This is a genomic window from Kroppenstedtia sanguinis (genome assembly GCF_050433445.1).
GTDB classification, from domain to species: Bacteria; Bacillota; Bacilli; order Thermoactinomycetales; family DSM-45169; genus Kroppenstedtia; species Kroppenstedtia sanguinis.
Genome location: NZ_JBNPXF010000028.1, coordinates 24,124 through 47,627 on the forward strand (window position 1 = coordinate 24,124; position 23,504 = coordinate 47,627).

Below are 23,504 nucleotides of genomic sequence, written 5' to 3' on the forward strand. Positions count from 1 at the left end.
AAGCATGGGGATTCGAGAGCGGGGGAAGCTGCATGCAGAGAGAGGAGCGACTGAAATCTCTGATCGAGGATTGGAGCCGCCAATTCGGGGAGACGGAAGCTCGAGTGGGATGCGATCTTTTCTGTTGGCGAACCGGGAAGCGTTGGGGAGTGGATGTGAATAAAGGGTTTGCTCCTGCTTCCAATCAGAAATTGTGGACTACCTTGGCCGCTATAGATGTGTTAGGTCCTGATTACCGATGGCGAACCGGGTTTGCGGCAAGTTCAGGGTGCCTGTACATTCGGGGCGGCGGAGACCCTTCCTTTGATGAAAGGGCTGCATTGCAGGTGGCTGGGGAATTGAAGGAGAGAGGACTTACTTGGTTGAAAGAGGTGTGGTTGGATGATAGCCTAAGTTCCGGTCCTCACTGGGGAAAGGGTTGGATGTGGGATGATCTCGCCCATGGGTACGGTGCTCCGATCCATGCGTTGATTATACAGGGGAATCGGATAACCTTTCACTTGGATCCCACCAGTGATCCACCGCAGATCGCTGCGATCTCCCCTCGCTTTTGTCAAGGAAAAGCAAATACGACGCTAAGTTGGACGGAGAATCCCGATCCGGAAGTGGAAATCTTGCGTACAGGTGCGGAACAGTTTGAAATCAAAGGGGAGGTCTTCCGCGAGGAGCCGGAGGTGGAGGCGGCAGTCGCGGCTGGTCCGGAATTTTTTGCCGAAGTGATGATCGGTGCCCTTCAGGAGAAGGGCGTGATTTTGTCGGAGGGGATCCGGGTGGTGCGAGGATCTTTTTCGGAAAGAGCCGATATTCGGGTGGATCGGTGGTCACCGACACTGGCGGAAGTTCTTCAGCGGGTGAACAAGGAGAGTGACAACCTGACAGCAGAGATATTACTTCGCACTATGGGGATGATGGGGAGGGGAACACTTTCCGAAGAAGAGGGGCTTCTCTGCATGAGGAGCTGGTTTCGGAAACGGGGGTTCCAGCCTCCCGGAGTATTTGCGGATGGTTCCGGACTTTCGGGTTACAATCAGGCGACTCCGGAAACCATTTTGAACACTTTGATCCAGGCGTTTCAGAAAGATTGGCGCTTTCAACTGTGGTTGGACAGTCTTCCCCGATATGGGGAAGATGGAACGCTGAAAAACCGGACCGCCGCTTTGCCGGAAGGAGTGAAAGTAGCAGCCAAAACCGGGAGTTTGGCAGGGGTAAAGAACCTATCCGGTTATTTTCTCGATAGCGAAGGGGAGCCTGTACTCTCCTTTTCTTTCTTGATTAGCGGATTGTTGGAGGAGGAAAACGGGGAAAAGCTACAGGATCAACTCCTGCAGCTCACAGCCAAAGAGTGGATTAGGTAAAGGATTCTCCGCCCTTGTACCGGGTACTCCCCCACCATTCACTTTGATAGGGTTCATCGGTTAAGCGATTGATCTTCACCGAGTTGGGCGTGTTGGGAGAGTGGATAAAGGCGCCGTCACCGATGTACATCCCTACATGGTGGATGGATCCTTTTCCTTCTTCGTAAGCAAAAAAGAGAAGATCTCCAGGCGCCAACTCCTCCTTGGATACTCGCTGTCCATAACGGGCTTGAGGGTCTGCATCCCGGGGAATGGCAATCCCGTTCGCCTCAAAGATTCGATACATCAATCCAGAACAATCAAAACCGAAGGAAGACATTCCCGCCCACAAATAAGGCAAACCGAGGAAACGTTCAGCCGTCCGGATGCGCGCTTCCACCCCAGTCACTGGCAACTGCCGGGTAACTGTCACCTCCTTTGCCGGGATCCGTCCTGTCCTCCCGTCGGGAGTCCATACGATAACTTCTCCATCTCCTTCTTCCACTTGGGGCAGACGGGTCATAAAACTGAGCTCCACTTCTTCGTCGGAATCTAGGAGCAAGCGGGAACGGTCGGCAGTCACCCAAGCGAAGGAGGAATCTTCCCAGGCTTGATGGTACTTCGGATCGAAGGTGAGTTGGGAGGCGGGGATCCATCCGGGATACCCGTTGGGATCTTTGGGCGTAAATTGTCCGGGAACACAGACCCGAGCCCAACCCTCCTGCTCTTCTATCACTTGAACCGGTGCACCGTACAGAACCTGGGATTCCAATCTTCCCACGAGATCCAAGCGATTTTCCGTCCCCATGTCCAACCAGGTCTCCCGATCCATCGGAAAGTGAAGCGAGGGACGGTCCACCTCCCGCACTTTTTCCGGATGGAGCCACAGATTGGCAAAGGTGTCACGTACATATTGGATCTTCAAACATCTTCCTCCCTGCTTTTAATATAGTATGGTAAACACCCTTATTGCTTTCGGCGTACCGGATCCAGAGTCCTTCCACGGGCGTCATTCCACAAAAGCAGGAAAAGTGATTTCACTCATCGAATGAAGGAATGAATCGATGATTCAGAAGGATTCTTTTTCTCAAGGGGGAATGGACATGATCCGTAAGTCATGGATCGGCGTATGGGCGTTGTTGTTCGCAGTCAGCCTGTTGGCGGTGGGATGCGGGGGAGAAGGATCGAACGCCGGTTCCAAGCAGGGGGAGATCTTAAAATTAAACCTTTCCAATGGCGAGCCGACTTCTATCGATCCCGCCAAAGCTTTTGATGATGATTCGATGGAAGTGGTTAACAATCTGTTTGAAGGGCTTACCCGTCTGAACAAGGAGCATCAGCCGGAACCCGCGGTGGCGGAAAAGATCGACAAATCTGACGACGGGCTCACTTATACTTTCACTCTGCGCAAAGATGCCAAATGGTCCAACGGCGAACCGGTGACTGCTCAGGATTTTGAATATGCTTGGAAAAGAGTGCTTGATCCCAAAACGGCATCTGAGGCCTCTTTCCTGATGTTTTTTATCAAAAATGCCGAGCAATACAATGCCGGAGAGGCCAAAGTGGAGGAAGTGGGGATTCATGCCGAAGATGATTCCACGCTGGTGGTGGAATTGGAACAGCCCACTCCGTTTTTTGAAGGGTTGACGGCCTATACTCCCTTCGCTCCGGTTTACCGGAAGAGCGTGGAAGAAAATAAAAATCCCTTTGGCAGTGCCAAGAATTATGTCAGCAATGGTCCCTTTAAAATGACCCAATGGAAGCACGACGGACACATCAAAACCGAAAAAAACGAACATTATCGGGAAGCAGATCAGGTGAAACTGGCCGGACTAGAATGGTCGATGGTTGCCGAGGCTACCACAGCGTACCAGATGTTTAAACAAAAAGATCTTCACTTTGGGGAAGCCCCTGGTGAAATTCCACCTGAATTGACGGGAAAAGTGATTGAAAAGGGTGAAGCGAAAGTCTCCGATGATTCGGGACTGGAGTTTTATCGGTTCAACGTGAAAGAGGAGCCTTTCACCAACGCTAAGATCCGGAAAGCCTTCGCTCTGGCTGTGGACCGGAAAGCCATTGTGGAACAGGTCGTTCAGGGGGGGCAACAACCAGCCTACGCTTATGTAGCACCAGGGACGATGTCCGAATCGGGAGATTTTCGGGATCAAGGTGAGGATTACATCCAAGACGCCCAATGGGAAGAAGCCAAAAAACTGTTGGAAGAAGGAATGAAGGAAGAGGGATGGACGAAACTGCCACGGGTCACCATCTTGTTTAACAAAGATGAAAAGCATAAAAAAGTGGCGGAAACCATTCAGGAGATGTGGCGCAAACATCTGAATGCCAAAGTAGAGTTGCAAGCCCGGGAAGTGGGGGTCTATTTTGATGATCGGCGCAGCGGCAACTTCATCATCGCCCGCTCCAGTTTCCTTCCTGATTACAATGATCCCTACAACTATTTGGAAAGCTTCCAGTCGGATCACTCCATGAACCAGACCGGCTGGAAAGACAAGAAATATGACCAGTTAATTGAAAAAGCTCGTGGAGAGACTGAGGATGCTAAGCGGATGGAATATTTTCATCAAGCGGAGAAACGTCTCTTTGAAGAAATGCCGTTGTTTCCGATTTATTATTACAACAGTGTCGTCCTGAAACAGCCGAATGTGAAAAATATCCTGCGGCATACCGTGGGTCCCAACGATTATCGCTGGGTTGAAATTAAATAATAAAAAAACAAGCACCCGCATCTGGGTGCTTTTTCTCTTTAGTGGGTGGTCCCTTTGCGCCGGAGCAGATGCCAGATCAATGCGATTAGCAAGATCAAGGCCACGAGGGAGAGGCTGAGTGGGCCAAAATATTGTTCAATAAATACTACCGCTGCTTGCCCAAGCTGTGCAATGATCCAAGCGACCAGAAAAAAGCGGGCTCCTCTGCCTAGCAAGGACCATAGAACTACTTCTCGGATGCGAATATCACACATCCCGGATGCGATGGTAAACACTTTGAAGGGAATGGGAGTGAAGCCGGCGATTGCCAGGGAAAAACCGCCGAACTGATCAAAATAGGCCTCCACCTTTTCCACAGTCTGATGCTTGAAAAGGCGAAGCATCAAGGGCCGTCCCAATTTTCTCCCAATCCACCATCCCAGCAGAGCTCCTGCCACGGAGGAGAGGGTGGTGATCAGGGCGTACCACCAGACCCATTCGGGCTGGGCGATCCCCAGAGGGATGAGGATTACATCAGGAATCACAGGGAAAAATGAGGATTCAAAAAAGGACAAGATGGCTAGGCCCCAAGAGCCATAAGAGAGAAACCACTCCACCACTGCATGGATCCAATCAGACCACATGAGGTTTTTCCTCCCCGGAATTGATCGACCGCGTTATCTTTGCTTCTGAGGTGTTCCTGTAAAAACTGCCATCATACCCGCCCCTCCAAGACGCATACTAAGGGCAACCCGATGAGGGGAGGGTTGGATGTGAGTAAAAAGAAAAACCGCAACTATCGGGACCAACAGTTTCAACCAGGTCAAATGAGGGATGGTTCCGCTGACAAAGTGGAATTCGGCCGAGAGCCGGGAGCAGCCGCCGATGAGGTGGAATTTGGCCGGGAACCGGGAACAGCCGCCGATGAGGTGGAGTTCGGTCGCGAACCGGGAGCGGCTACCGATGAAGTGATCTTTGACGAAGTGACTCCCGGTGCCCCCAATGTCTTTGATGCAGTCGGGTATTCGGGGGCAGGAGACAACCAGGATGTGGAATTGGGTGAGGAGTCAGCGGATCGCAATCGGGACCGATTGCAGGATGAAGACCGTCCAGGAGCGCAGGATACGGAAACGGCTACCGAAGTCGCCCCAGTTGTCGATCGGGAATGGGAGCGGAATGAAGATCGCGCAGACAGGGAAGATGCCGGGAATGAAGCTGGGGATGAAGGAAGAGGTCTTGGAATCACCAGTATTATTCTATCGGTCTTATCCTTCTTTTTCGTTCCCTTCCTCCTGGGATCCGCAGGAATCATCTTAGGAGTGATTGCCGGTCGCAAGGGCAGTGCCATGGGCTGGTGGGCTGTCGGCCTCGGAGCGATTTCCGTGATTTTGACAGCATTTGTTGCACCGATTGCAGGCTTTTAACGATCAGGCTTCCCCTTAAAGGGAAGCCTGATCTTCTGGTATCAGGATCCGCTGGTCGCCTACTCGTCGGGTGATTCCCTTTTTATCCATCTGTTCCAACAAAGGGATCAGGTATTTTCGGGAAAGGCCGAAGCATTCCTTGGCCTGTTGCATGGATAGACTCCCTTCCTGATGGATCGTTTGGATCGTCAGGTTTACCGCAGAGTCATAAGCCTTTCGATGCATCAACAACTTCTCCGTCAGGGGCACAACAATCTCCTTCCGAATCAGATAACCCCGGATATCTTCACCGGATGTAGCGGGAATTCCGGATTCAGCAAACAAGGTCTCCCATTCAGTAGGAGTCCAGCCTTCCTGGTGTAGGCGATGGATCACTTGAGCCGTTGCCGCTTTCCATTGCTCGGGAAGATTCGGGGTGAAGGAAGGGAGAGCGATGTATTCATCCTGCTGATTCAATAGGCGTTGTCTTTCCCATCGGCCCAACAGTATGTTCACCTCTGGGGGATCGAGGGTCGGCAGAAACCGTGCGGACCATTCCGCCTTGGGAACACCAGGCCACATGGGATGTTCCTGGTGATAGGAGGTAAGCCAATCTTTCATCTCTTTCTCGACCCGAACCAGAGTGCTGGCAGAAACAAAGCCAGATGCTACGGGAAGGATCTGACCTGCCTTCTCTAACGCCTTCAATTCGCCGTGAAGGGCAACATCTCCTTCACCTGCTATCGATTGAATTTCTCGGAAAGTCAGCAGGAGAGTTCGATCCAGTGCCTGCAAAATTCGGGCGGACAAACCACCCTGCCAAATTTGGCGGATCTGTTCCGCGGCAGCAGGGGAGATCTTTCGCTTGACAGCTATTGCTTCTGCTACTTCGCCTCCTCCGATGGTGGTTGGCGGAGTAGGGCGACGCAAGATAAACCGGTCCCCGTGTGCCGCGACCACAGGTTCTCGTAATACCAAACTGGCATATATCTCTTCTCCGGGTTTCCACTCCTTGCGATCATAGAGGATCAACTTGGCGAAAACTTCCGAGGTTCCGATCATCAGGGTGACCCGACTCCGTTGACGTAAGCTGAAACCCAGATCCGGCAAGGAGCGCGCCCGAATATCGAGCCGGCGGGAAGGGGACCAGATTCCCGGTTGGCCGACGGTTTGGCCGCGGGAAACTTCTTCCCGGTGAATTCCGCTCAGATTAAGAGCGGCCCGCTGCCCAGCTGCCACCCTCGGCACGCTCTGGCTGTGAATCTGGGCTTGTCGCACTTTGACTCGCTTGCCGCCGGGTAAAACCTCCAGTTCTGCTCCCGGACCGGTGCTTCCGGACTGAACCGTTCCGGTGACCACGGTCCCCGCGCCTTGGATCATAAAGGATCGATCCACAGGAAGGCGGAAAGGGGCCTCGCTCTTTCGCTGCTTAATCCCTGGAAGTTTTGCATCCAGCACATGAAGCAGGCGATCAATACCTTCCCCAGTAGTAGAGGAAATACGCAGTAGGGGAGCTCCTTCCAAAAATGTATTTCGGGTGAGCTCACGCAGATCCTCTTCTATGATCGGCAACAGCTCCGGATCTGCCCGATCGATCTTGCTGAGGAGGAGTAATCCCTTCTTCGCCCCGAGAAGATCCAGGATGGATAGATGCTCCCGGGTTTGGGGCATCACCCCTTCATCAGCAGCCACCACCAACAGCACAAAATCGATTCCTGTCACCCCAGCCACCATTTGCCGGATCAACTTTTCATGGCCGGGTACATCGATGATCGAGACCGTTACTCCTGAGGGAAGCGTCAGTGGGGCAAAACCCGGCTCGATGGAGATCTTTCTTTCTTGTTCCTCTTTGAGCCGATCTGTATTCACACCGGTTAAGGCCTGGGTAAGCCTCGTTTTACCGTGATCGATGTGTCCCGCTGTCCCGATAACATATCGTTTCGCTTCCAAACCCATCCCCCCTTTCCCTAGAGCTGTCGGTTTGTGTTCATAGTATCATTTCATACGTTTCATTTCCCGCTGAAAGATAAAGAAAAAGTGCTTGTCAAAGACTCAACTTCATGATAATATATTACTTGTCTCGCAAAGAGATTCCAACCTATGCGGATGTAGTTCAATGGTAGAACACCAGCTTCCCAAGCTGGTAACGCGGGTTCGATTCCCGTCATCCGCTCCAAATCAGACCGTTGCCCTCAGTCAGGGGGGCAACGGTCTTGTCGTTTGAAATGAGGAGATGACGAGGAATGATTCACATTCGACCTGCGGAAATAGGTGATTAGATACAACCTCCATCGGATTTATTGGCCACTTTTACTGGCAACCAGCAGGTGATTTAAAATTATGAAAATTGTGGGTTCCAGGTGAAAGGGAGGTTGCGGAAAGCGAAATGGACGACGGATCAGGATATAATGGTAATGGGATTGTTGGGAGGACTGGGCAGAGCAAAATGACAGATGACATGGAAAGCACCCAGGGGTTGACACCTCCGGGTGCGCGGATTTATTTCCTAGAGTGCTCCGAATGAGATTCCCAGATCAATTCAGCAAAGGGTTTGCCCTTGTCACCGATATAAGCCCGCTCTACTTCTTGCCCGCTTTCATCCAGACGGCAAATATAGGGGCGGCGAGATTCATCCACCCGCAGGCATAATGGTTCTTCGGACCACTCCACATCTTTTGCATCACACTGGATCGATCCATCGGGTTCCCTCCGCCAGGGAAGATATCCCAGGCGACCGGGATGGAGGGCTTGTCCCTGCGTCTCCTTGACTAAGTCCCGTAGCGTTCCTTCCCGGAGATAGGCGCCTCCCTCTCGAGTTAGTTGCCACACTGACTGCAGTTTCTCCGCAATCCGGTATAAGGTTGGATACAGTTCCTCTGATGTTCCCATCTCTTTATACTCTCCTGTATCAATGAAGAAGAATTCAGTTTGGCGAGTCACTCAGGGGAGGATCCGCTTTAGTACAGGATATTTTCTCCATTTGTTCAGTTGTCGCCCGAGCTTGGGATAACGGGTTTCCAGTTTGATCACCAGCTGCTGGGCCCGGGGAGACGTTTTGGATAAAATCATCAGTCCAATCAAAATGAATAAAATCCCTTGTAAAAACGGAAGCACCAGTCCGAGGATACCTAATACGATGAAAAACCAACCTATGATCTGGCCCGCTAACCGTTTGATATTTTGTTTGTTCAAGGGGATCCTCTCTCTTTGCCTTAGAGTACTGTCAGGCGTATTATACCGTGATTTTAGCCTTTGATTCAAACGGAGAAGGGAAAGTATAAAGTATGGTATGATATGGGGCTTTGCCACGTATTCATAATAGTGGATGAATCCTTTGCGTATAGATGGATGCATCGGGGGGATGCGGATGATCATCGCAGTGGATTGTGGACGCAGCTACGTCAAAGTGATCACGGAAGGGAAATCCTTTTTGTTCCCCAGCAAAGTGAGCGGTTGGCGTAAACGGAACTACCGCCAGGAGTTGCCGGGGGATTTGGAGATGGAGTATCAAGGGCGGAGATGGTTTGTAGGAAAACTGGCGGAACGGGAAGGGGAGTTCACCCGTCAGGCGATGCAGGATTCCAAAGCGGTGGAAGAGACCTTGATCCTGACCTTGACGGCCCTTCATCAAGCCCATGCCCGGGGCCGGATCACCTTGATCACAGGCTTGCCCATCGGAAATTTTACAGATGTGGAACAAAAAGCGATCAAGCGATTGCTCGAGGGGCCGCATCGGGTCACGGTAAACGGTGTGGAACGTTCCTTTTATGTGGAAAACGTATACAGTACGATTGAAGGGGGCGGCGCTTTTTTCTCAGCACCGCGAATGGGGTTGGTCCGGATCATCGACATCGGTGCCAAAACAACCAATTATGCCACCTTTCGGGATAAGGTGTTTATTGACCGGGAATCAGGAACACTCCCGGTCGGCTGGGAGACGGTTAAGGTTTCCAATATCAAAGAGATGGCGGATTTGATCGCCGGGACCCTCTCCAAAACCTGGAGTAGCCGGGATGTTGTCATGTTGGTGGGGGGGATGGCTCGCAAGCTGGAACCCTACATCCGAGAGCATTTTCATCATGCTTTCGCAGTAGAAGATCCTCAGATGGCCAATGTTCGGGGATACTATGAAATCGGCAGGGCTCTTCTCTGATGGGTAAGAAAAAAGTTTATGGGGTGGTTTTTGATATGGCTGACCCCGTCGATTGCTCCCTTCTCGACCAAGTGGAAGAGAGCACGGAGGACTTCAGCCAATTGGTGAAATCCCTCCTCCGCAAATGGGCCCTTGATCGTGATTCATCATCAGGAGATGCCTCGGATGACGAGGGGGAAGCGATTCGCAAGAGTGGGTTACCCTTCGGATGAAAAAAGCCTCCCGGTTTTTTCGGGAGGCTTCCGTTATTTGGTGACGGCTGCTTTTTCCTTCATACTCAATACCCGGAATCCTTTCTCTTCTAGGCACTGGCGAATAGGATCACCGTGGGGGGTGGGGCTGACCTTGAGCAAAATCCGGCGGGCGGCGGCATCGCCGGCATCAAAGGTGACGACGCTGATAATATTTACATCAAAGGCACGTACCGCATCCAGAATCTGCTCTAATTCATGGGGGACGTCCATGACGACAGCCAGGAGAAACCGGATTCCAGGCAGAGCATGTCCGTACGTATCGGCAAGGGCGGCTTCAATATCACTGATCTTCACAATCCCGAGAAAAGTGAAGCCATCATCGGAGACAACGGGGACAAAGGGATGGCGGACGATGACCGGGAGCGTCTCCTCGAAATCATGACTAAGGGTGAGGGGGTTTATGGTGTGCAGGGCATCCTTCACTTTCATATGGCGCCAGTCCCCCTCGGACTGTTCCAAGGCTGACTTCAGCAAATGGCCGTAGCCGGTGATGCCCAGAAAATATCCTTTTTCATCCACCACGGGGATGGATTCCAAACCCCTTTCCGATAAAATGCGGACCAATTCCGAGGCTTCCGTCTCTGGGGTGACGGTGATGATGTCATCTTTTGGTGTGAGGCAGTTTCGGATAAACAGAAGAATTCACTCCCTTTTACGAAATAGAACCCTTCCAGTTTTATTCGTGATCAGCTTGGATTTCCCCTTTATCCGGGGATGTAATCTTTTGCCAAATCCAAGTCAACGGACGTCTTCATTTTTCACAACCTTTTGTTGACGGGAAGTCACTGGATTCATTAACATGGAAATTGAAAATGAATGAGCTCTCATTCAAATAGGTGTGAAGTTCATGAAATGAGATGGGTTCATTTCCGCTTTCAAGGATCGGAAGAAAGTCGGATCTCGGATTCACTCTATTCGAACTGATCGATGAAAAAAATGAGGAGTGTGGAAAATGAAGGGGAAAAGGATCATCATCACCGGGGGAACCAGCGGGATGGGAAAAGCGATGGCCACCCGATTCTGCCGGGAGGGCGCTCATGTGGTGGTTACAGGCCGGGATCCGGAAAAGCTGGAGAGAACCAAGGAAGAATTCGCCGGGTTGGAAGGCCGTGTTCTTCCAGTCCAGATGGATGTGCGTCAACGGGAACAGGTGGCGGAGACCGTGGCCAAGACCAAGGAAGCATTTGGCGGGATCGATGCTTTGGTTAACAATGCTGCCGGTAACTTTGTAGTTCCAGCGGAGGATCTCTCTCAGAATGGCTGGAATGCGGTCATCGACATCGTTCTCAACGGAACCTGGTACTGCACCCAAGCGGTGGCCAAGGAATGGATTGAACAGGGACAGCCCGGTTCTATCATCAATATGGTGGCCACCTATGCATGGACGGGAGCGGCGGGGGTAGTCCACTCTGCCTCCGCCAAGGCCGGAGTATTGGCGATGAGTCGTTCTCTCGCGGTGGAGTGGGGTGACAAATACGGGATTCGCATCAATTGCATTGCTCCAGGGCCTGTGGAAAACACCGGGGGTGTCGATAAACTGATCCTCAATGAAACGATGCACAAGCATGTACTTCGCAGTGTTCCTCTCCACCGTTTTGGCAAACTGGAGGAGATTGCCGGAGTGGCGGCCTTCCTTCTTTCTCCTGATGCTGGTTATATCAATGGAGAATGTATCACTATGGACGGCGGGCAATGGATGAATGGGGCGCGCTTTCTGTGAAGAAAAGATCGCTCGCGTGAACAGGCCAGCCTCTTGTGAGGCTGGTTCTCCGTTTTTATTTCGCGAACAAAAAACGCCGGAATCAGATACCCGGCGTTTTGCTTTTATGAGTTGGCGGGAACGTGTGGGAATCGAACCCACCGGAGACGTCACGCGCCTCCCGCACGGTTTTGAAGACCGGGGGGGACACCAGTGCCCCATCCGCTCCCACAGTTTCGGATATTATCTTATCATACTGGGGAGGATGGAGGCAGAGTTTTCATCAATTCAATGGAATGGACCTCGGCGGCACAATGAAACATACCCTTTTTAAGGGAAGTTGGATATAATGAGGGTGGCTTTGACAAGAGAGAGGGAGATGGATCTGGGAAGTGAGGGGGGTGATTTTTTTGCAACGGATCGGGGTCTGTGCAATACTTTTGTTTTTCTTTTTTTTCGTTTCCATGTCCGGTTTGAGCGCGGCGGAAAGCGAAGATTCGAGGCTATCTATACATACAGAACATCAGGTGCTCATCGCACCCCAAAAGGAGGAAAAATGGATTGGCGTACTGGAGAGGGAAGTGCTAGGGGTCCAGGTGCGGGCCAAATTGGTTACTGATGGGAAGGCCCAGGGCATTTGGAAGTTTAGCTATGCCTATCCCGAAAAGGTTCGCTTGTCCGAGGGGAGTGTCAAAACCGTCGTCCGCAGGGGGAATTTGGAGTCGAAAACCGGATCGGTTCAACTCCCGATCACTCGGCCCAATCCTTATCGGATCACGGTCCGTTTTGAGGGCCTAGTGGATGGGAAGCCGGTGACAACCAGTCAATTCTATTCTTTTGATATTCCCCGGATTCAGCAAAAAGCGGACAAACTGGGAAAAGACGACTCCACTGTAGTCCAGGCTCAGATGACTGGCAGGAAAGTGGAGGGACATTGGATGATGGCCGTAGCCCGGCCGGATAGTGAGATTTTGTATGTACATGAAGGAAAAAAACCTCGATTGCAGGTACAGTTGCCGCCGGGAGAGTATATCCTGAAGACCGTCTTTTACGGGAATGTGGATGGTCTTCGGATGGGCATGCAAGAGAGCAAAACCTTGAAAGTGAAGGAAAAGGATAGCAGTACCTATGTGATTCCTGGTAAAAACAATGAGCTTCGCACTTATGATCAGGCGATCCGTGCGATCAAAGGTATGCACCAGAGCGGCCGTCTGGCGGAGTCGGATCAAACCTATTCCGTCAAAGCGAAAGCATACAGCGGAGGGGTCTCCGTCCTGCTCGTCCTGCTTGGTCTGATGGTATACCGAAAAAAGAAGATGAGCTGATCCATCATGAAGAAGCCGCCATCCAGTTGGATGGCGGCTTCTTGTAGGTTGAATTGGATCAACGGATGAAGGAGCCGATGATGGGATAGTCGAACCGGCGGCCTTGCAAGGCGCGGATGATGCCAATGATCGGGCCGATGAAACCGATCAATACGAAAATGATCAAAAATGGAATCCCGATCAAAATAAAGGAGAGGAGGTAGGAGATAGAGACTAACAACCAGATTGCAAAGTGGAACACCAGAGCTTGTAGCGACAGGCGTTTCAAATCCTCTTCCTTGGTCAGTAACCAGACGATAAGCGGTACCAACACGGGTGCAAACCAAGTGCTGGCATGAACAAGAATCTTGATAATCTTCAACGAGATTCCTCCTTGAAAAACTTAAACGATGACTCTTCCTATCATACAAAAAACGATTTACAGATTCCACAGGAAGCTATGGTTGGGATTCCGCAAGCGCTCGGCGGACTCGTTGATCCGCCAGCCGCGTGGTTTCCGGTAGACGATAACGGGGAGAGCTTCAGAATCCAGTCCCGGGCTGTGGATCACACGGGATGCCAGTTCTTTTTGTAGGAGGAATGCTTCTCTGACATCCAAGTTCCATGGATGTTGTATCATCGGTTCCATAGTTTATTCCCCTTGTGAATTTTAAATGGTAGTGGATGCATGTATTTTCTCTGTCTGGAACAAATTAACACACAGTACAGTGTTTCTGGAAGGGGTACGTCTTTATGTCGATCTTTCGCAGGTTTCGCAGGCGAAAAAAACAAAAAACAGGGGTTGTTTCCCAGGGGATCGACAGCCAGGAGGAGAGTTTGAATACCTCGCTACATGCCGACTTCGAAAAAAATCGGCGTATTTTTCATGATCTGTTCACCGATTGCTATGATGTGATCTTCCACCCCTTTCGGGTCGGCGGCAAGGTTCAGGCGGAACTGATTTATATCCAAAACCTGTCCAATGTGGAGGAACTGAATGAGAATGTATTATCTCCTTTGATGCTGGAGATGACGAGTCCCAGGGACATTGAGACAGTTCTGCAAGATAGGCTTCCCGTCTCCTCAGCCAAACGGGTGAACACCTTCTCCGATTGTACTCGGGCGCTGACGACGGGGAATCCGATTCTGTTGATCAAAGGTGCTGACTGGGCTCTCGATCTGGGTATCCACAAATGGGAAAAGCGGGCGATCGACGAACCGGAAAATGAACCGGTGATCCGGGGGCCAAAAGAAGGATTTATCGAATCCCTGCAGACCAATACTTCCCTCTTGCGGCGTCGGATTCGCAGCCCCCAGCTGAAGTTGAAATCCCTTCATCTCGGTCGTTACACCGATACGGAAGTAGTGGTTGCTTATATCGAAGGAATCGTCAATCCGGACATTCTCGCTGAAGTGAACCGACGTTTGGAGCGGATCGATATCGACGGGTTGATGGACAGTGGATATATCGAAGAGTTGATCGAAGATCATCCCTTTTCGCCCTTTCCCCAGGTTTTCACGACGGAAAAAACCGATGCCGCCGCCGCTGGTCTGTTGCAGGGACGGATCGCCATCCTGGTGGACGGCTCCCCAGAGGTGTTGCTGGTCCCGGTCACCCTTCCCGGTATGCTACAAGCTGCGGAGGATTACTATAATCGCTACATACCCACCACGCTCATCCGGTGGCTCCGTTATCTGTTCTTTGTCGTTTCGATCTCCCTGCCCTCTTTTTATGTGGCAATGACCACTTTTCACCAGGAGGGGATTCCGACGGAGCAACTGATCAGCTTTGCTGCTGCCCGGGAGAGAATACCCGTCCCCAGTCTCGTGGAGGCTTTGATCATGGAGTTTGCTTTTGAAGCGCTCCGGGAAGCAGGATTGCGCCTGCCACGCATCGTCGGTTCCGCTGTGACCATCGTGGGTGCACTGGTGATCGGGGAGGCGGCGGTCTCCGCAGGGCTTGTCTCCGCCCCAATGGTGATCGTGGTAGCCACCACGGGAATCGCTTCCTTTACCGTCCCCCGTTATGCCCTAGGGCTGCCGATGCGGTTTCTCCGCTTTCCGTTGCTGATCGTGTCTGGAACGCTCGGCATGGTCGGGATGATTCTCGGATTGATCACCATCGTGGTTCACCTGTGCACGCTGCGTTCTTTTGGTGTGCCTTATCTGTCTCCCGTGGCACCGTACAAAAGGAAGAGTATCAAGGATGTCCTGTGGCGGGCTCCTTGGTGGAAAATGAACTGGCGACCCCAGGAGTTTCACACGCCGAATAGCCGAAGAAAGTCTCCAGCTCTAAAACCGGGTCCCGGCAGGGGAGGCGAAGGAGGCAATTCCAGATGATCGAGAAGGGACGCATCACTTCCGGCCAGATGGCCCTGATGATATTTGTAACCGTCGGTACGACGGGGGCACTCATTTCCTCCAATGCGACGGGAGTGTATGCCGGGCGGGACCTGTGGATTTCCGTTTTATGGGCCTCCCTGTACGGGTTTGTCGCAGTCGGGTTGGCGATCCGCCTTCATCGCATCTATCCGGGGGAAAACATCATCCAATACAGCCCACGCATACTGGGTTTCCTGCCAGGAAAAGTAATGGGATTTATTTACCTGTTTTCCTATCTGTTTTTAGTGGCAATTACTTTGCGGGCATACAGCGAATTTGTCAAAGCGATCTTTCTCCCGCAAACCCCGCTGGAGGTGATCATCGGGAGCATGATGCTCGTAGCCGCCTTTGCCGTGAAGGGCGGGGTGGAAGTGATTGCCCGTGTAACCCAGGTGTTGATTCCGCCGGCATTAATTGTTTACTTGGCTACCATACTCTTGACGATACAGTCCTGGGATGTGCAACAACTGTTTCCCATCCTGGAAAATGGGATCGCTCCTTCCTTGAAAGGGAGTATGGTGACCGGCATCTGGTTCAGTGAATTTTTCACGATCACATTTCTCCTCCCATTTGTAGCCGATCGCTCCAAGGAAGTGCGGCGAAGCATGATGTCTGTGATCAGTGTGATGTTGATGTTAATCTATATCAATCTGATCTGTCTATTCGTGTTTGGCATAGAGTATCTGGTGATGCTCTACCCACTGTTTGAAGCGACCCGCTATATCAGCTATGCCCAGTTCTTCGAACATTTGGATGCAGTAATGTTGATGCTGTGGATGCCTGGCATCTTTATCAAAGTGTGCCTGATTCATTACGTGGTGGTGCTGGGAACATCCCAGTGGCTGAACCTGCGTGATTACCGCCCCTTCTCGCTCCCACTGGCTTTTCTGGCGGCAGGACTCAGTCTCTGGGTGGTTCCCTCCTCCCAGGAGCTGTTCAGAGCCACCTCCACAGTCTACTCCTTGTATTTCCCAGGAACATATGTCCTGCTCCCTCTGTTGTTATGGTTGATTGCGAAATGGCGGAACCGGGGTTTACGAAAGAGGGTGGTAGCCCAGTGAACAGAAAGGGCATCTGTCTGATTCACTGCTTGATCCTCCTCTCCCTCCTCACCGGCTGTTGGGATAGGCAGGAATTGAATCAATTGGCCATCATCAGCGCGCTTGGAATCGATCAAACCCAGGATGGGAAGATCATAGTGTACACCCAAGAGATCAACCCCCAGACCGTGGGAGGAGGGGGAACAGAGTCGACAGGTGGGGGGAGTGGGGGGCAGAAGACACTTCTCCGGATGGAAACAGGGGGGACGGTGGCGGATGCTCTGTTCAAATTACAGAGCAAGGTGGGACGTAAATTGTTTTGGGGGCAAACGATGCTGGTGGTGTTTGGTGAGGGGATCGTCCGCAAAGGAATTCAACCCCAAGTCGATTTTCTCATGCGCCACCCGCAAATGCGGTTGCGGGCCAATGTCTTTGTCAGTAAAGATCCGGGTGCGGTTCTGGAGATTCAATCTCCCGTGGAAACCTCCTCGGCGCAGACGCTCCGAAACATGGTAGAGTTACGGCGGAGGAAGGCGATGGATATCAGAGAGTTGGCAATGACGATGGTCGACGATGCACAGGCGGCGATCATTCCCCATATCCAACCCACCAGTAAAAAGATCCCGTTTATATACGAATCGGTGGTGATTAAGGAAGGGAAGTGGGCTGGTAAACTGAACCGGTTAACTACTGAGGGGGTTCTATGGCATCGTAATGAAATGAAAAATGGATCCGTATCCCTGAATTTACCCGGGAGCCAGGGAGGTGCCGCAGGGGTAAGAATCGACAATTCCCATGTGGAAATGATTCCCAAGATCGAGCAGGGTGAATGGTCGATGACTGTTCGGATCCACGTGGAGGATGACATTGAGGTGAATGAGACCGTTTTGTCCATGAAGAATCCCCGGTTCACGCAGATCATTGAAGAGGCGGCGGAAAAAAAGATCTATGCACAGGCGCAGAAGATGTTGCAGAGAGTGCAACATGATCTAAGGGCGGATATCCTGGGATTTGCTGAAGCTTTTCACCGCAAGTATCCAAGGGAGTGGGAACAGGTGAAGGATCGGTGGGATCAGGTATTTCCCCGAGTAAAGGTGAATCTGCAGGTAAAGGTGGATGTCGAGAGGGTCGGGTTGACCACCTGGCCCGCCGGCCTGCCTTTGGACAAGGTGAAAAAGAAATGAAAGGCTTGATCCTGCTCGGCATCACTGTGATCGCACTTTTCATCGGCGGGTATGAATGGTGGTCGATCCATACGGGGAGACGGAAGGAAAAAGTGATCCTCATTCTCATGCTGACACTGGGATGGGTGTTGGCAGGGCTTCTCCTCTATTTTCCCGATCTTCCCGGTCCCGGTAATTTATTAGAAAAAATACTCAGCCCTTTGATACGATGGATGGAGGGGAGGAGTGGGCTCGGGTTTTGACCAGGTCAGAGACGTTGCCGTATTTTCGTTGAGAATAGACACCCCAAGGGAAAACAAATCAATCTCCCCGCCATTTCTGATATAATGAAGGAGGCTTGTCAAAAATGAAGCCGGAGAGTTCGAAACGCCCACCTCTCCGAAAACAAAACTAGGGAACGCGCGATCTGATTCCGTTTGACCATGGATCAGACTTTCCACCCCTGCGGCGTTCTGCGGGGGTTTTTCTATGGAGGCGGATCGTGCGTTGAAAAAAGGGGAAGTTTCATGGATCGTGAAGAGCTTTGGTTTGTGGTGCGGGTCGGGTTGGTGATCGGAATGTACCGGCCGCTGTGCGAGTCTACGCCTTGATATTTGTCTGTACCGACGTGGTGGCGGAAGTCTGGCAAGGGAGAATCACCGATGATTGAAGGAGGAGAGTCCTCATGGGTAAAGTGACAGTGGATCATAGCAAGTACCAAGACATTCGATTTGACACTCAGGATGAGTCGGTAATCTTGACGGAGATCCTGGAGACGATTCCATACGAATATCCGGGGAAAGAGGTGGAGGTGGAGATTCCGACGGCGGAGTTCACCTCGGTCTGCCCCTGGTCGGGACTGCCGGATTTTGCAGAGATCAAGATCACCTTTGTGCCGGACCACCATCTGATCGAGATGAAGTCATTGAAGTATTACCTCACTTCCTATCGGAATGTAGGTATCTACCAGGAGCATGCCACCCGTCGGATTTTGGAGGAACTGGTGGCAGTGGCAAAACCGAAGCGGATGAGAGTGGAAGCCCTCTGGAATCCCCGGGGCGGCTTGGGGACGCGCGTGGTGGCGGAATTCCCGGAAAAATCATAGAGAAGCCGGCCGGGCTGTTTGAGCCCGGTTTTCTTTGTTCGAAACAAATTTTGCTTGGAAGTGGGGGCGGGGTGAGCATCCGCCAGTTCAGGGTAGAACTGGGATTTCTGTTGGCAGTGGGGTTGTTCGCCGCCTGGCGTTCGGTGCAGGCTACAATCTTTCCCAGGCAAAATGAGAGGATTCTGGGGGAAGCGGAAGACCTTCTCGGGGTGGGATTCATCCGGAACCTGCCGTGTTGACGAAGGACTGACTTAAAGCGAATGCTGGATCAGGGGAAATCGGGTTTCCCAATCTGTCGGGATCTCCTCTGCACCGAATGCGAGGGAGCCTGGTGATTGAACAAGAGATTCAAAAAACCATCCAGGCTCCCAATTCCAGAGGGTCACCGTTCAGGGTCAAAAGAACCGTTTTTTCCAGAAGATGAGGGCAGTCAGAAAGGAGAGGAGCAGGGAGAGAAATAGAATGGCGGCGAAGGCTTGCGGATTCTCCTGAAAAGGCAGGGGGACGTTCATCCCGTACAGACTGGCCAACATGATGGGGACGGACAGGATGATGGTGATGGAGGTGAGAGCTTTCATCACATTGTTCTGGTTGTTGGAGATGACCGATGCGAAGGCGTCCATCATTCCGCTCAGGATGGAGCTGTAGATCTGACTCATCTCCAGAGCTTGCTTGATCTCGATCAGAGTGTCTTCCAACAGGTCTTCATCCTCTTTGAACATGGGGAGATAGCGGTTGCGAAGCAATTTTTCCATGACCAGGTTGTTGCTGTTCAGAGAGGTCATGAAATAGACGAGACTTTTCTCCAGACTGAGCAGAGTGAACAGTTCCTTATTCTTCAAGGATTGTTGCAACTCCTTTTCGATGTCATCGGTCTTTTGATTGATCCTTTTGAGATCCTCCAGGTAATAGAGGGCCATGCGGCGAAGGAGTTGCAACACAAACCGGGTCTTCTTGTACGTGAAAAATTCCCGGACACGCCCTTGGATGAAGTCCTGTAGGATGGGGTTATCCCGTAGACAGACCGTGATGAATACCTCTTCGTGCACCACCATCCCCAGGGGAATCGTCCCGTAACGTTCCTCGGGAGAGTCCGTCTCCCGATCGATGGGGATGTCCACGATGACCAGAAGCGCCTCCCCTTCCCGTTCAATGCGGGATCGTTCGTTGATATCCAGCGGGTCCCGGATCACATGAGGCGGCAGCTTCCACTCTTCGATCACCTGCCGGATCTCTTCTTCCGTGGGGTCGATCAGGGAGATCCAGCAACCTCCCCCTGCTTTTCGCACCTCCGTCAGCCTACCGCCGGACTCCGTCCGATACATCTGCAACATGAAATCACCCCCTTCCCGCATAGGATGCAACGGTCGGGGGTGGTTCATGCAGTGGACACTCCTTCTGAGCACAGATGTGAGGGGCCTTTTGCATGTTCAGTCCTGGGGATCCGCAAACTTGGCGATATAGCCTTCCACCCACAGGTGGATCGCATCCTCAACCAGCTCGGACTTGGTCGCCGGTTGTCCCTCGGGTAGCTCGTGTCGATTGCTGTGCCGGAGGATGCTCTCCAGTTTATCGTCTAGCTCCCTGGAGATTTCGACAGTGATTTGCCGGGTTCCGTTTTTCACGGTCATGCCTCCGTTCCATTGGGATTCCTGGCACTTAGTCTGCTCCCATCCCGGTAAAAAGAATCCGCCAGGGGGATCCTTCTCGATCCTGGTGCGGTTCCCCTTCTACAAGTCGTACTAAGGAGACGGAGCAAAGAAGTTGAAAAGTTTGCTTCGCTCATCATATGGATCCAGGGCTGTTGATAACCAGAAAATGGGTAGCGGAAGGGAGTCGTGTGCTGCCAAAGCGACCTTTGCACCATAGGTACTACAATTTGAAGTTAAGGATGCGTCACAGGCACTACAATCTCGATGGGCTGAAGCCCTGGAATAAAGGTAGCCATCCTACCCAGCGGAGAATCTGAAGGGAGGGCGTTTAGGGGCAACCTCTTCCCTGTGTTGCTTCCGTAAGGCTTTGCCCCTGCCCGATGGTCAGATTTGGAGCGGCCAGTTTTCACTTCCTTGCCGGATGGCAACCGGAGCGCTAATCAACACGCCTCATATGGATCACCAAAATAACGGGTGTTGGAAAGCCAAAAAGGGTGGATAGTCTTTGATTGTCACCAAGGAAGGGATCCGTCGTCGGGGTGGTCTTTTGATCTCAGTTTCTGGCTGGCTTCCAGCAGTTTTTGTCTGGCCTTCTCTTGTTCCCGTTCCATCGCGTCGATGCCCAGATGGATTACTTTTTCAGTCACCTTCAGGATTTCCCGCTCGCTGTATCCCAGTTCTTTCATTGCTTTTTTGACGTACTCCATCACCTGGGTGGTTCTCATGGGCTCACCTCCCTATCCATCCATTTTTCTGAAACCGTTATCTTCATTATACTGGCTGGTCCGGATTTTTTCCTTCACGAAAAAGATCTCGGAAAGTATTTCAAAGGGATACAGGCTCCTCGTGGGTCTCATCATCTGCAGGTTCTTCCTCCATAGAACGAAGGATATGTTAAACTGAAGCGGGCGACATCTGCCCGTAAAAGAGTGTCGGAAACCCACCACTCTTTAAAAAATACTAGGGGACTGAAAAGCATACCCATCACCTCCATGGATCGTGAGCAGTTGAGCCTGGAGGTCTTTTCCACGTCCCCCTTGAATCGAAAGGGGTTTTTTTATGGAATTTAGAATACCCGATCAGGTGGAACGGTTGGGAGTGGACATCGAGCGGCACGAGCTCCGCTATCATCGGAAGCGAGTGGCTGTCACCCGGGAGTTCACTTTTGATGCCGCCCACCATTTACATCTCTATGAAGGAAAATGTAAGAACCTTCATGGTCACACCTACCGGCTGGTGATCACCGTTAGCGGGTTTGTGGACGAAATCGGGATTGCTGTCGATTTCGGGGAAATTAAAAGGATATACAAGGAGGAAATCGAAGCGCGGCTGGATCACCGATATCTGAATGAAGTCCTCCCCAACATGAACACCTCCGCAGAAAATATGATTGTTTGGATCTGGGAGGCGTTGGATGGGCGGCTAGCGCAGGAGGGATGGAAAAAACGGGGGTGCCGTCTGGAAGAGTTGGTCCTCTATGAAACACCTACCAGCCGGGCTACGATGAAAAGAGAGTGGATGGAAGCGGGGGATTCCGATGAGTAATTGGGAACTGCCGCCATCAGCAGAATATCGGGCTTGGAAACTACCGATGGTGGAGATCTTCGAAACGGTGGAAGGAGAAGGATCGGCGGCAGGCTATCCCACCGTTTTTATCCGGGTGTTTCACTGTAATCTCCGCTGTACTTGGTGTGACACTCCCTACAGCTATGCCCCCGCCCGACCGGAGTTTGAGGCGAGGATTGCAGAGATTTTGGAGCAAGTGCAGCGCTTTTCAAGCCGGAGGATCTGTCTAACAGGGGGAGAGCCGCTGATGCACCGTGAGAAATCCGCTGCCTTGTTGGCTGCCCTCGCTGATCTGGATCAGGTGGAGGATATCCATGTGGAGACCAATGGGGCGATTGATTTGGCTCCCTTCCACCGGCTTCGCAGGGAGGAAGAGAAGCGGCGGAAAAAAATCCGTTTCATCATGGATTACAAGTTGCCTGCTTCTGGAGAGGAGCACCGCATGGTGCGAGACAATTTCCAGGTGTTGACGGAATCAGATGAGGTCAAGTTTGTCATCGGAGGCGCAGAGGATTTCCGGGCTGCGGTTCGTGTGGTACAAGAGCGCCACCAGGAAGGGCAGATTCTCTTCAGTCCGGTGTTTGAAACATTGCCTCCGCGAAAGCTGGTGGAATGGGTGCTGGCGGAGCCTTTGCCCCAGGTGAAAGTCAGCCTACAACTTCATAAGTGGATCTGGGATCCGGCAGAAAGGGGAGTCTGAGTATATGGCTAAAAAAGCGGTGGTGGTATTGAGCGGAGGCTTGGACAGTACGACCTGCATGGGGTTGGCACGGGAGGCGGGTTACGACCTGTATCCCCTCACCTTTCATTATGGGCAACGTCACGACCGTGAGGTGGAATATGCCCGGAAAGTGGCGAAGTATTTCGAGGTGAAGGAACATCGGGTGGTGGACATGGGTTTTCTGCGTCAGATCGGCGGGAGTGCGCTGACCGATGACAAGATGGAAGTGCCTGTCCCTGATGACTCAGGAGAAGAGATTCCCTCCACTTATGTCCCAGCCCGCAACCTGATTTTTCTCTCCCTGGCTACCGCCTACGCGGAAGTCATCGGTGCTGTAAAAGTCTATATCGGTGTGTCGGCAGTGGATTACAGCGGCTATCCTGATTGTAGGCCGGAATTCATCCAGAGTATGGAGGAGACGATTCGCCAGGGGACGAAAGCCGGGGTGAACGGAAATCCCATTCACCTGGAAGCTCCTTTACTCCATCTATCTAAAGGGGAAACAATTCGGGAAGGTCTGCGCTTGGGAGTTCCTTACCACTTGACCACCTCTTGCTATCGGGGGGGTGAAACGGCTTGCGGTCTCTGTGACAGCTGTCGTCTGCGACTGAAAGGTTTTCGCGAGGCTGGAGCCGAGGACCCGATCCCCTATGCAGAACACTTGGAAGTGAGAAGAGATTCGTAACATCCCTCGAATCTTGCTTGATCGAAACATCGATCTAAACCCGGTACCCTGTCTCCATGGGGCCGGGTTTTCTATACGCCGCTAAAATGAAGGTGGGATTCCGCCAAATATCTCGGTAATCTGTGCATATGTAAAGATGACCGAAACCGAAGAGTGAAATTCATGGAAAAAAGGAGGGATTCATACGATATTCATAGGGGCGATGCGGAGGCTTTTGAAGTTAGGATATATATTTAAAAATATGCAGGCGTGTTGATTAGCCATATTTTGGGTGGGGAGATCGTGTTCACCCACGCGACCGTTGCCATCCGGCAAGGAAGTGAAAACTGGCCGCTCCA

At 51.9% G+C, this 23,504-nt stretch carries 27 protein-coding genes and 2 tRNA genes; 17 read left to right on the forward strand and 12 right to left on the reverse strand.

Going from position 1 to position 23,504, the window contains the following annotated elements; all coding sequences use genetic code 11:
* Positions 1–32 precede the first annotated feature (32 nt).
* Positions 33–1,355, forward strand: coding sequence for a D-alanyl-D-alanine carboxypeptidase/D-alanyl-D-alanine endopeptidase (dacB, locus tag JOD24_RS14300; protein WP_429247144.1), 1,323 nt, complete (start codon positions 33–35; stop codon positions 1,353–1,355).
* Here dacB and JOD24_RS14305 read toward each other — a convergent pair.
* Complete coding sequence (locus JOD24_RS14305; protein ID WP_429247145.1) at positions 1,348–2,259, reverse strand: C40 family peptidase; 912 nt, start codon at positions 2,257–2,259, stop codon at positions 1,348–1,350. The two genes, dacB and JOD24_RS14305, sit on opposite strands and share 8 nt — an antisense overlap.
* Positions 2,260–2,437: 178 nt before the next feature.
* Here JOD24_RS14305 and JOD24_RS14310 point away from each other — a divergent pair, with 178 nt between their 5' ends.
* Positions 2,438–4,060, forward strand: a complete 1,623-nt coding sequence (locus tag JOD24_RS14310) for a peptide ABC transporter substrate-binding protein (RefSeq protein WP_429247146.1) — start codon at positions 2,438–2,440, stop codon at positions 4,058–4,060.
* A 38-nt stretch (positions 4,061–4,098) separates the two neighbouring features.
* Here JOD24_RS14310 and JOD24_RS14315 read toward each other — a convergent pair whose 3' ends face one another.
* A complete protein-coding gene (locus tag JOD24_RS14315; RefSeq protein ID WP_380165884.1) occupies positions 4,099–4,683 on the reverse strand; it encodes a YqaA family protein in 585 nt (194 codons plus the stop codon).
* A 129-nt stretch (positions 4,684–4,812) separates the two neighbouring features.
* Here JOD24_RS14315 and JOD24_RS14320 point away from each other — a divergent pair, with 129 nt between their 5' ends.
* Complete coding sequence (locus JOD24_RS14320) at positions 4,813–5,463, forward strand: hypothetical protein (RefSeq protein ID WP_429247147.1); 651 nt, start codon at positions 4,813–4,815, stop codon at positions 5,461–5,463.
* Positions 5,464–5,478: 15 nt separating this feature from the next.
* Here the strand turns inward: JOD24_RS14320 and selB are convergent, their stop codons facing one another.
* The gene (gene selB, locus JOD24_RS14325; protein ID WP_429247148.1) at positions 5,479–7,392 is read right to left on the reverse strand and encodes a selenocysteine-specific translation elongation factor; all 1,914 of its coding nucleotides are present in this window, start codon (positions 7,390–7,392) and stop codon (positions 5,479–5,481) included.
* 152 nt (positions 7,393–7,544) lie between these two features.
* Here selB and JOD24_RS14330 point away from each other — a divergent pair.
* Positions 7,545–7,618: transfer RNA gene (locus JOD24_RS14330), tRNA-Gly, on the forward strand.
* 323 nt (positions 7,619–7,941) lie between these two features.
* On the opposite strand, the gene JOD24_RS14335 is transcribed toward JOD24_RS14330, so the two are convergent.
* On the reverse strand, positions 7,942–8,331 hold the full coding sequence (locus JOD24_RS14335) for a hypothetical protein (protein WP_429247149.1): 390 nt from the start codon (positions 8,329–8,331) through the stop codon (positions 7,942–7,944).
* Positions 8,332–8,382: 51 nt separating this feature from the next.
* A complete protein-coding gene (locus JOD24_RS14340; protein ID WP_429247150.1) occupies positions 8,383–8,634 on the reverse strand; it encodes a DUF454 family protein in 252 nt (83 codons plus the stop codon).
* A 175-nt stretch (positions 8,635–8,809) separates the two neighbouring features.
* On the opposite strand from JOD24_RS14340, the gene JOD24_RS14345 reads away from it, so the two are divergent.
* Together JOD24_RS14345 and JOD24_RS14350 are read left to right on the forward strand one after the other, a co-directional pair.
* Positions 8,810–9,595 carry a ParM/StbA family protein gene (locus JOD24_RS14345; protein ID WP_429247151.1) on the forward strand — a complete coding sequence of 262 codons (786 nt, stop codon included), beginning with the start codon at positions 8,810–8,812 and terminating at the stop codon, positions 9,593–9,595.
* Entirely contained in the window at positions 9,595–9,807 is a 213-nt protein-coding gene (locus JOD24_RS14350) for a hypothetical protein (RefSeq protein ID WP_429247152.1), read from the forward strand. Before JOD24_RS14345 ends, JOD24_RS14350 begins: the two co-directional genes overlap by 1 nt.
* 33 nt (positions 9,808–9,840) lie before the next feature.
* On the opposite strand, the gene JOD24_RS14355 is transcribed toward JOD24_RS14350, so the two are convergent.
* Positions 9,841–10,491: a CBS domain-containing protein gene (locus JOD24_RS14355; protein WP_429247169.1), complete on the reverse strand. Its 651-nt coding sequence runs from the start codon at positions 10,489–10,491 to the stop codon at positions 9,841–9,843.
* A 310-nt stretch (positions 10,492–10,801) separates the two neighbouring features.
* Between JOD24_RS14355 and fadH the strand changes: the two genes are divergently transcribed.
* Positions 10,802–11,569, forward strand: a complete 768-nt coding sequence (gene fadH / locus JOD24_RS14360) for a 2,4-dienoyl-CoA reductase (protein ID WP_429247153.1) — start codon at positions 10,802–10,804, stop codon at positions 11,567–11,569.
* Between the two features lie 112 nt (positions 11,570–11,681).
* Here the strand turns inward: fadH and JOD24_RS14365 are convergent.
* Positions 11,682–11,778, reverse strand: a tRNA-Sec gene (locus JOD24_RS14365).
* Between the two features lie 180 nt (positions 11,779–11,958).
* Here JOD24_RS14365 and JOD24_RS14370 point away from each other — a divergent pair.
* Positions 11,959–12,873, forward strand: a complete 915-nt coding sequence (locus JOD24_RS14370; protein ID WP_429247154.1) for a hypothetical protein — start codon at positions 11,959–11,961, stop codon at positions 12,871–12,873.
* 58 nt (positions 12,874–12,931) lie between these two features.
* Here the strand turns inward: JOD24_RS14370 and JOD24_RS14375 are convergent, their stop codons facing one another.
* Together JOD24_RS14375 and JOD24_RS14380 are read right to left on the reverse strand one after the other, a co-directional pair.
* Positions 12,932–13,240: a magnetosome magnetite crystal formation protein family gene (locus JOD24_RS14375; protein WP_429247170.1), complete on the reverse strand. Its 309-nt coding sequence runs from the start codon at positions 13,238–13,240 to the stop codon at positions 12,932–12,934.
* A gap of 51 nt (positions 13,241–13,291) precedes the next feature.
* Entirely contained in the window at positions 13,292–13,501 is a 210-nt protein-coding gene (locus JOD24_RS14380) for a hypothetical protein (protein WP_429247155.1), read from the reverse strand.
* Positions 13,502–13,605: 104 nt separating this feature from the next.
* On the opposite strand from JOD24_RS14380, the gene JOD24_RS14385 reads away from it, so the two are divergent.
* The 6 genes from JOD24_RS14385 (at position 13,606) to JOD24_RS14410 (ending at position 18,781) form a co-directional block, all read left to right on the forward strand.
* Positions 13,606–15,192, forward strand: coding sequence for a spore germination protein (locus JOD24_RS14385; RefSeq protein WP_429247156.1), 1,587 nt, complete (start codon positions 13,606–13,608; stop codon positions 15,190–15,192).
* Positions 15,189–16,295 (forward strand): GerAB/ArcD/ProY family transporter, encoded by a 1,107-nt coding sequence (locus JOD24_RS14390; RefSeq protein ID WP_429247157.1) that lies wholly within the window; start codon positions 15,189–15,191, stop codon positions 16,293–16,295. Before JOD24_RS14385 ends, JOD24_RS14390 begins: the two co-directional genes overlap by 4 nt.
* Positions 16,292–17,458, forward strand: coding sequence for a Ger(x)C family spore germination protein (locus tag JOD24_RS14395; RefSeq protein ID WP_429247158.1), 1,167 nt, complete (start codon positions 16,292–16,294; stop codon positions 17,456–17,458). Before JOD24_RS14390 ends, JOD24_RS14395 begins: the two co-directional genes overlap by 4 nt.
* Positions 17,455–17,700, forward strand: coding sequence for a hypothetical protein (locus tag JOD24_RS14400; protein WP_429247159.1), 246 nt, complete (start codon positions 17,455–17,457; stop codon positions 17,698–17,700). Before JOD24_RS14395 ends, JOD24_RS14400 begins: the two co-directional genes overlap by 4 nt.
* A 422-nt stretch (positions 17,701–18,122) precedes the next feature.
* Positions 18,123–18,542 (forward strand): preQ(1) synthase, encoded by a 420-nt coding sequence (queF, locus tag JOD24_RS14405; RefSeq protein WP_380150667.1) that lies wholly within the window; start codon positions 18,123–18,125, stop codon positions 18,540–18,542.
* A gap of 71 nt (positions 18,543–18,613) precedes the next feature.
* Positions 18,614–18,781, forward strand: a complete 168-nt coding sequence (locus JOD24_RS14410; RefSeq protein WP_429247160.1) for a hypothetical protein — start codon at positions 18,614–18,616, stop codon at positions 18,779–18,781.
* Between the two features lie 156 nt (positions 18,782–18,937).
* Here the strand turns inward: JOD24_RS14410 and JOD24_RS14415 are convergent, their stop codons facing one another.
* From JOD24_RS14415 to JOD24_RS14425, 3 genes are all read right to left on the reverse strand, one after another.
* The gene (locus JOD24_RS14415; RefSeq protein ID WP_429247161.1) at positions 18,938–19,876 is read right to left on the reverse strand and encodes a magnesium transporter CorA family protein; all 939 of its coding nucleotides are present in this window, start codon (positions 19,874–19,876) and stop codon (positions 18,938–18,940) included.
* Between the two features lie 96 nt (positions 19,877–19,972).
* On the reverse strand, positions 19,973–20,167 hold the full coding sequence (locus JOD24_RS14420) for a hypothetical protein (RefSeq protein ID WP_429247162.1): 195 nt from the start codon (positions 20,165–20,167) through the stop codon (positions 19,973–19,975).
* Positions 20,168–20,706: 539 nt separating this feature from the next.
* Positions 20,707–20,919 (reverse strand): hypothetical protein, encoded by a 213-nt coding sequence (locus JOD24_RS14425; protein ID WP_429247163.1) that lies wholly within the window; start codon positions 20,917–20,919, stop codon positions 20,707–20,709.
* Positions 20,920–21,253: 334 nt separating this feature from the next.
* On the opposite strand from JOD24_RS14425, the gene queD reads away from it, so the two are divergent.
* Genes queD through queC form a run of 3 tightly spaced genes read left to right on the forward strand, consistent with a single transcriptional unit; the run spans position 21,254 to position 23,166 of the window.
* On the forward strand, positions 21,254–21,739 hold the full coding sequence (queD, locus tag JOD24_RS14430) for a 6-carboxytetrahydropterin synthase QueD (protein WP_429247164.1): 486 nt from the start codon (positions 21,254–21,256) through the stop codon (positions 21,737–21,739).
* On the forward strand, positions 21,732–22,460 hold the full coding sequence (locus tag JOD24_RS14435; RefSeq protein WP_429247165.1) for a 7-carboxy-7-deazaguanine synthase QueE: 729 nt from the start codon (positions 21,732–21,734) through the stop codon (positions 22,458–22,460). The genes queD and JOD24_RS14435 overlap by 8 nt, the downstream gene beginning before the upstream one ends.
* Before the next feature lie 4 nt (positions 22,461–22,464).
* Complete coding sequence (gene queC / locus JOD24_RS14440; RefSeq protein ID WP_429247166.1) at positions 22,465–23,166, forward strand: 7-cyano-7-deazaguanine synthase QueC; 702 nt, start codon at positions 22,465–22,467, stop codon at positions 23,164–23,166.
* Positions 23,167–23,504 lie beyond the last annotated feature (338 nt).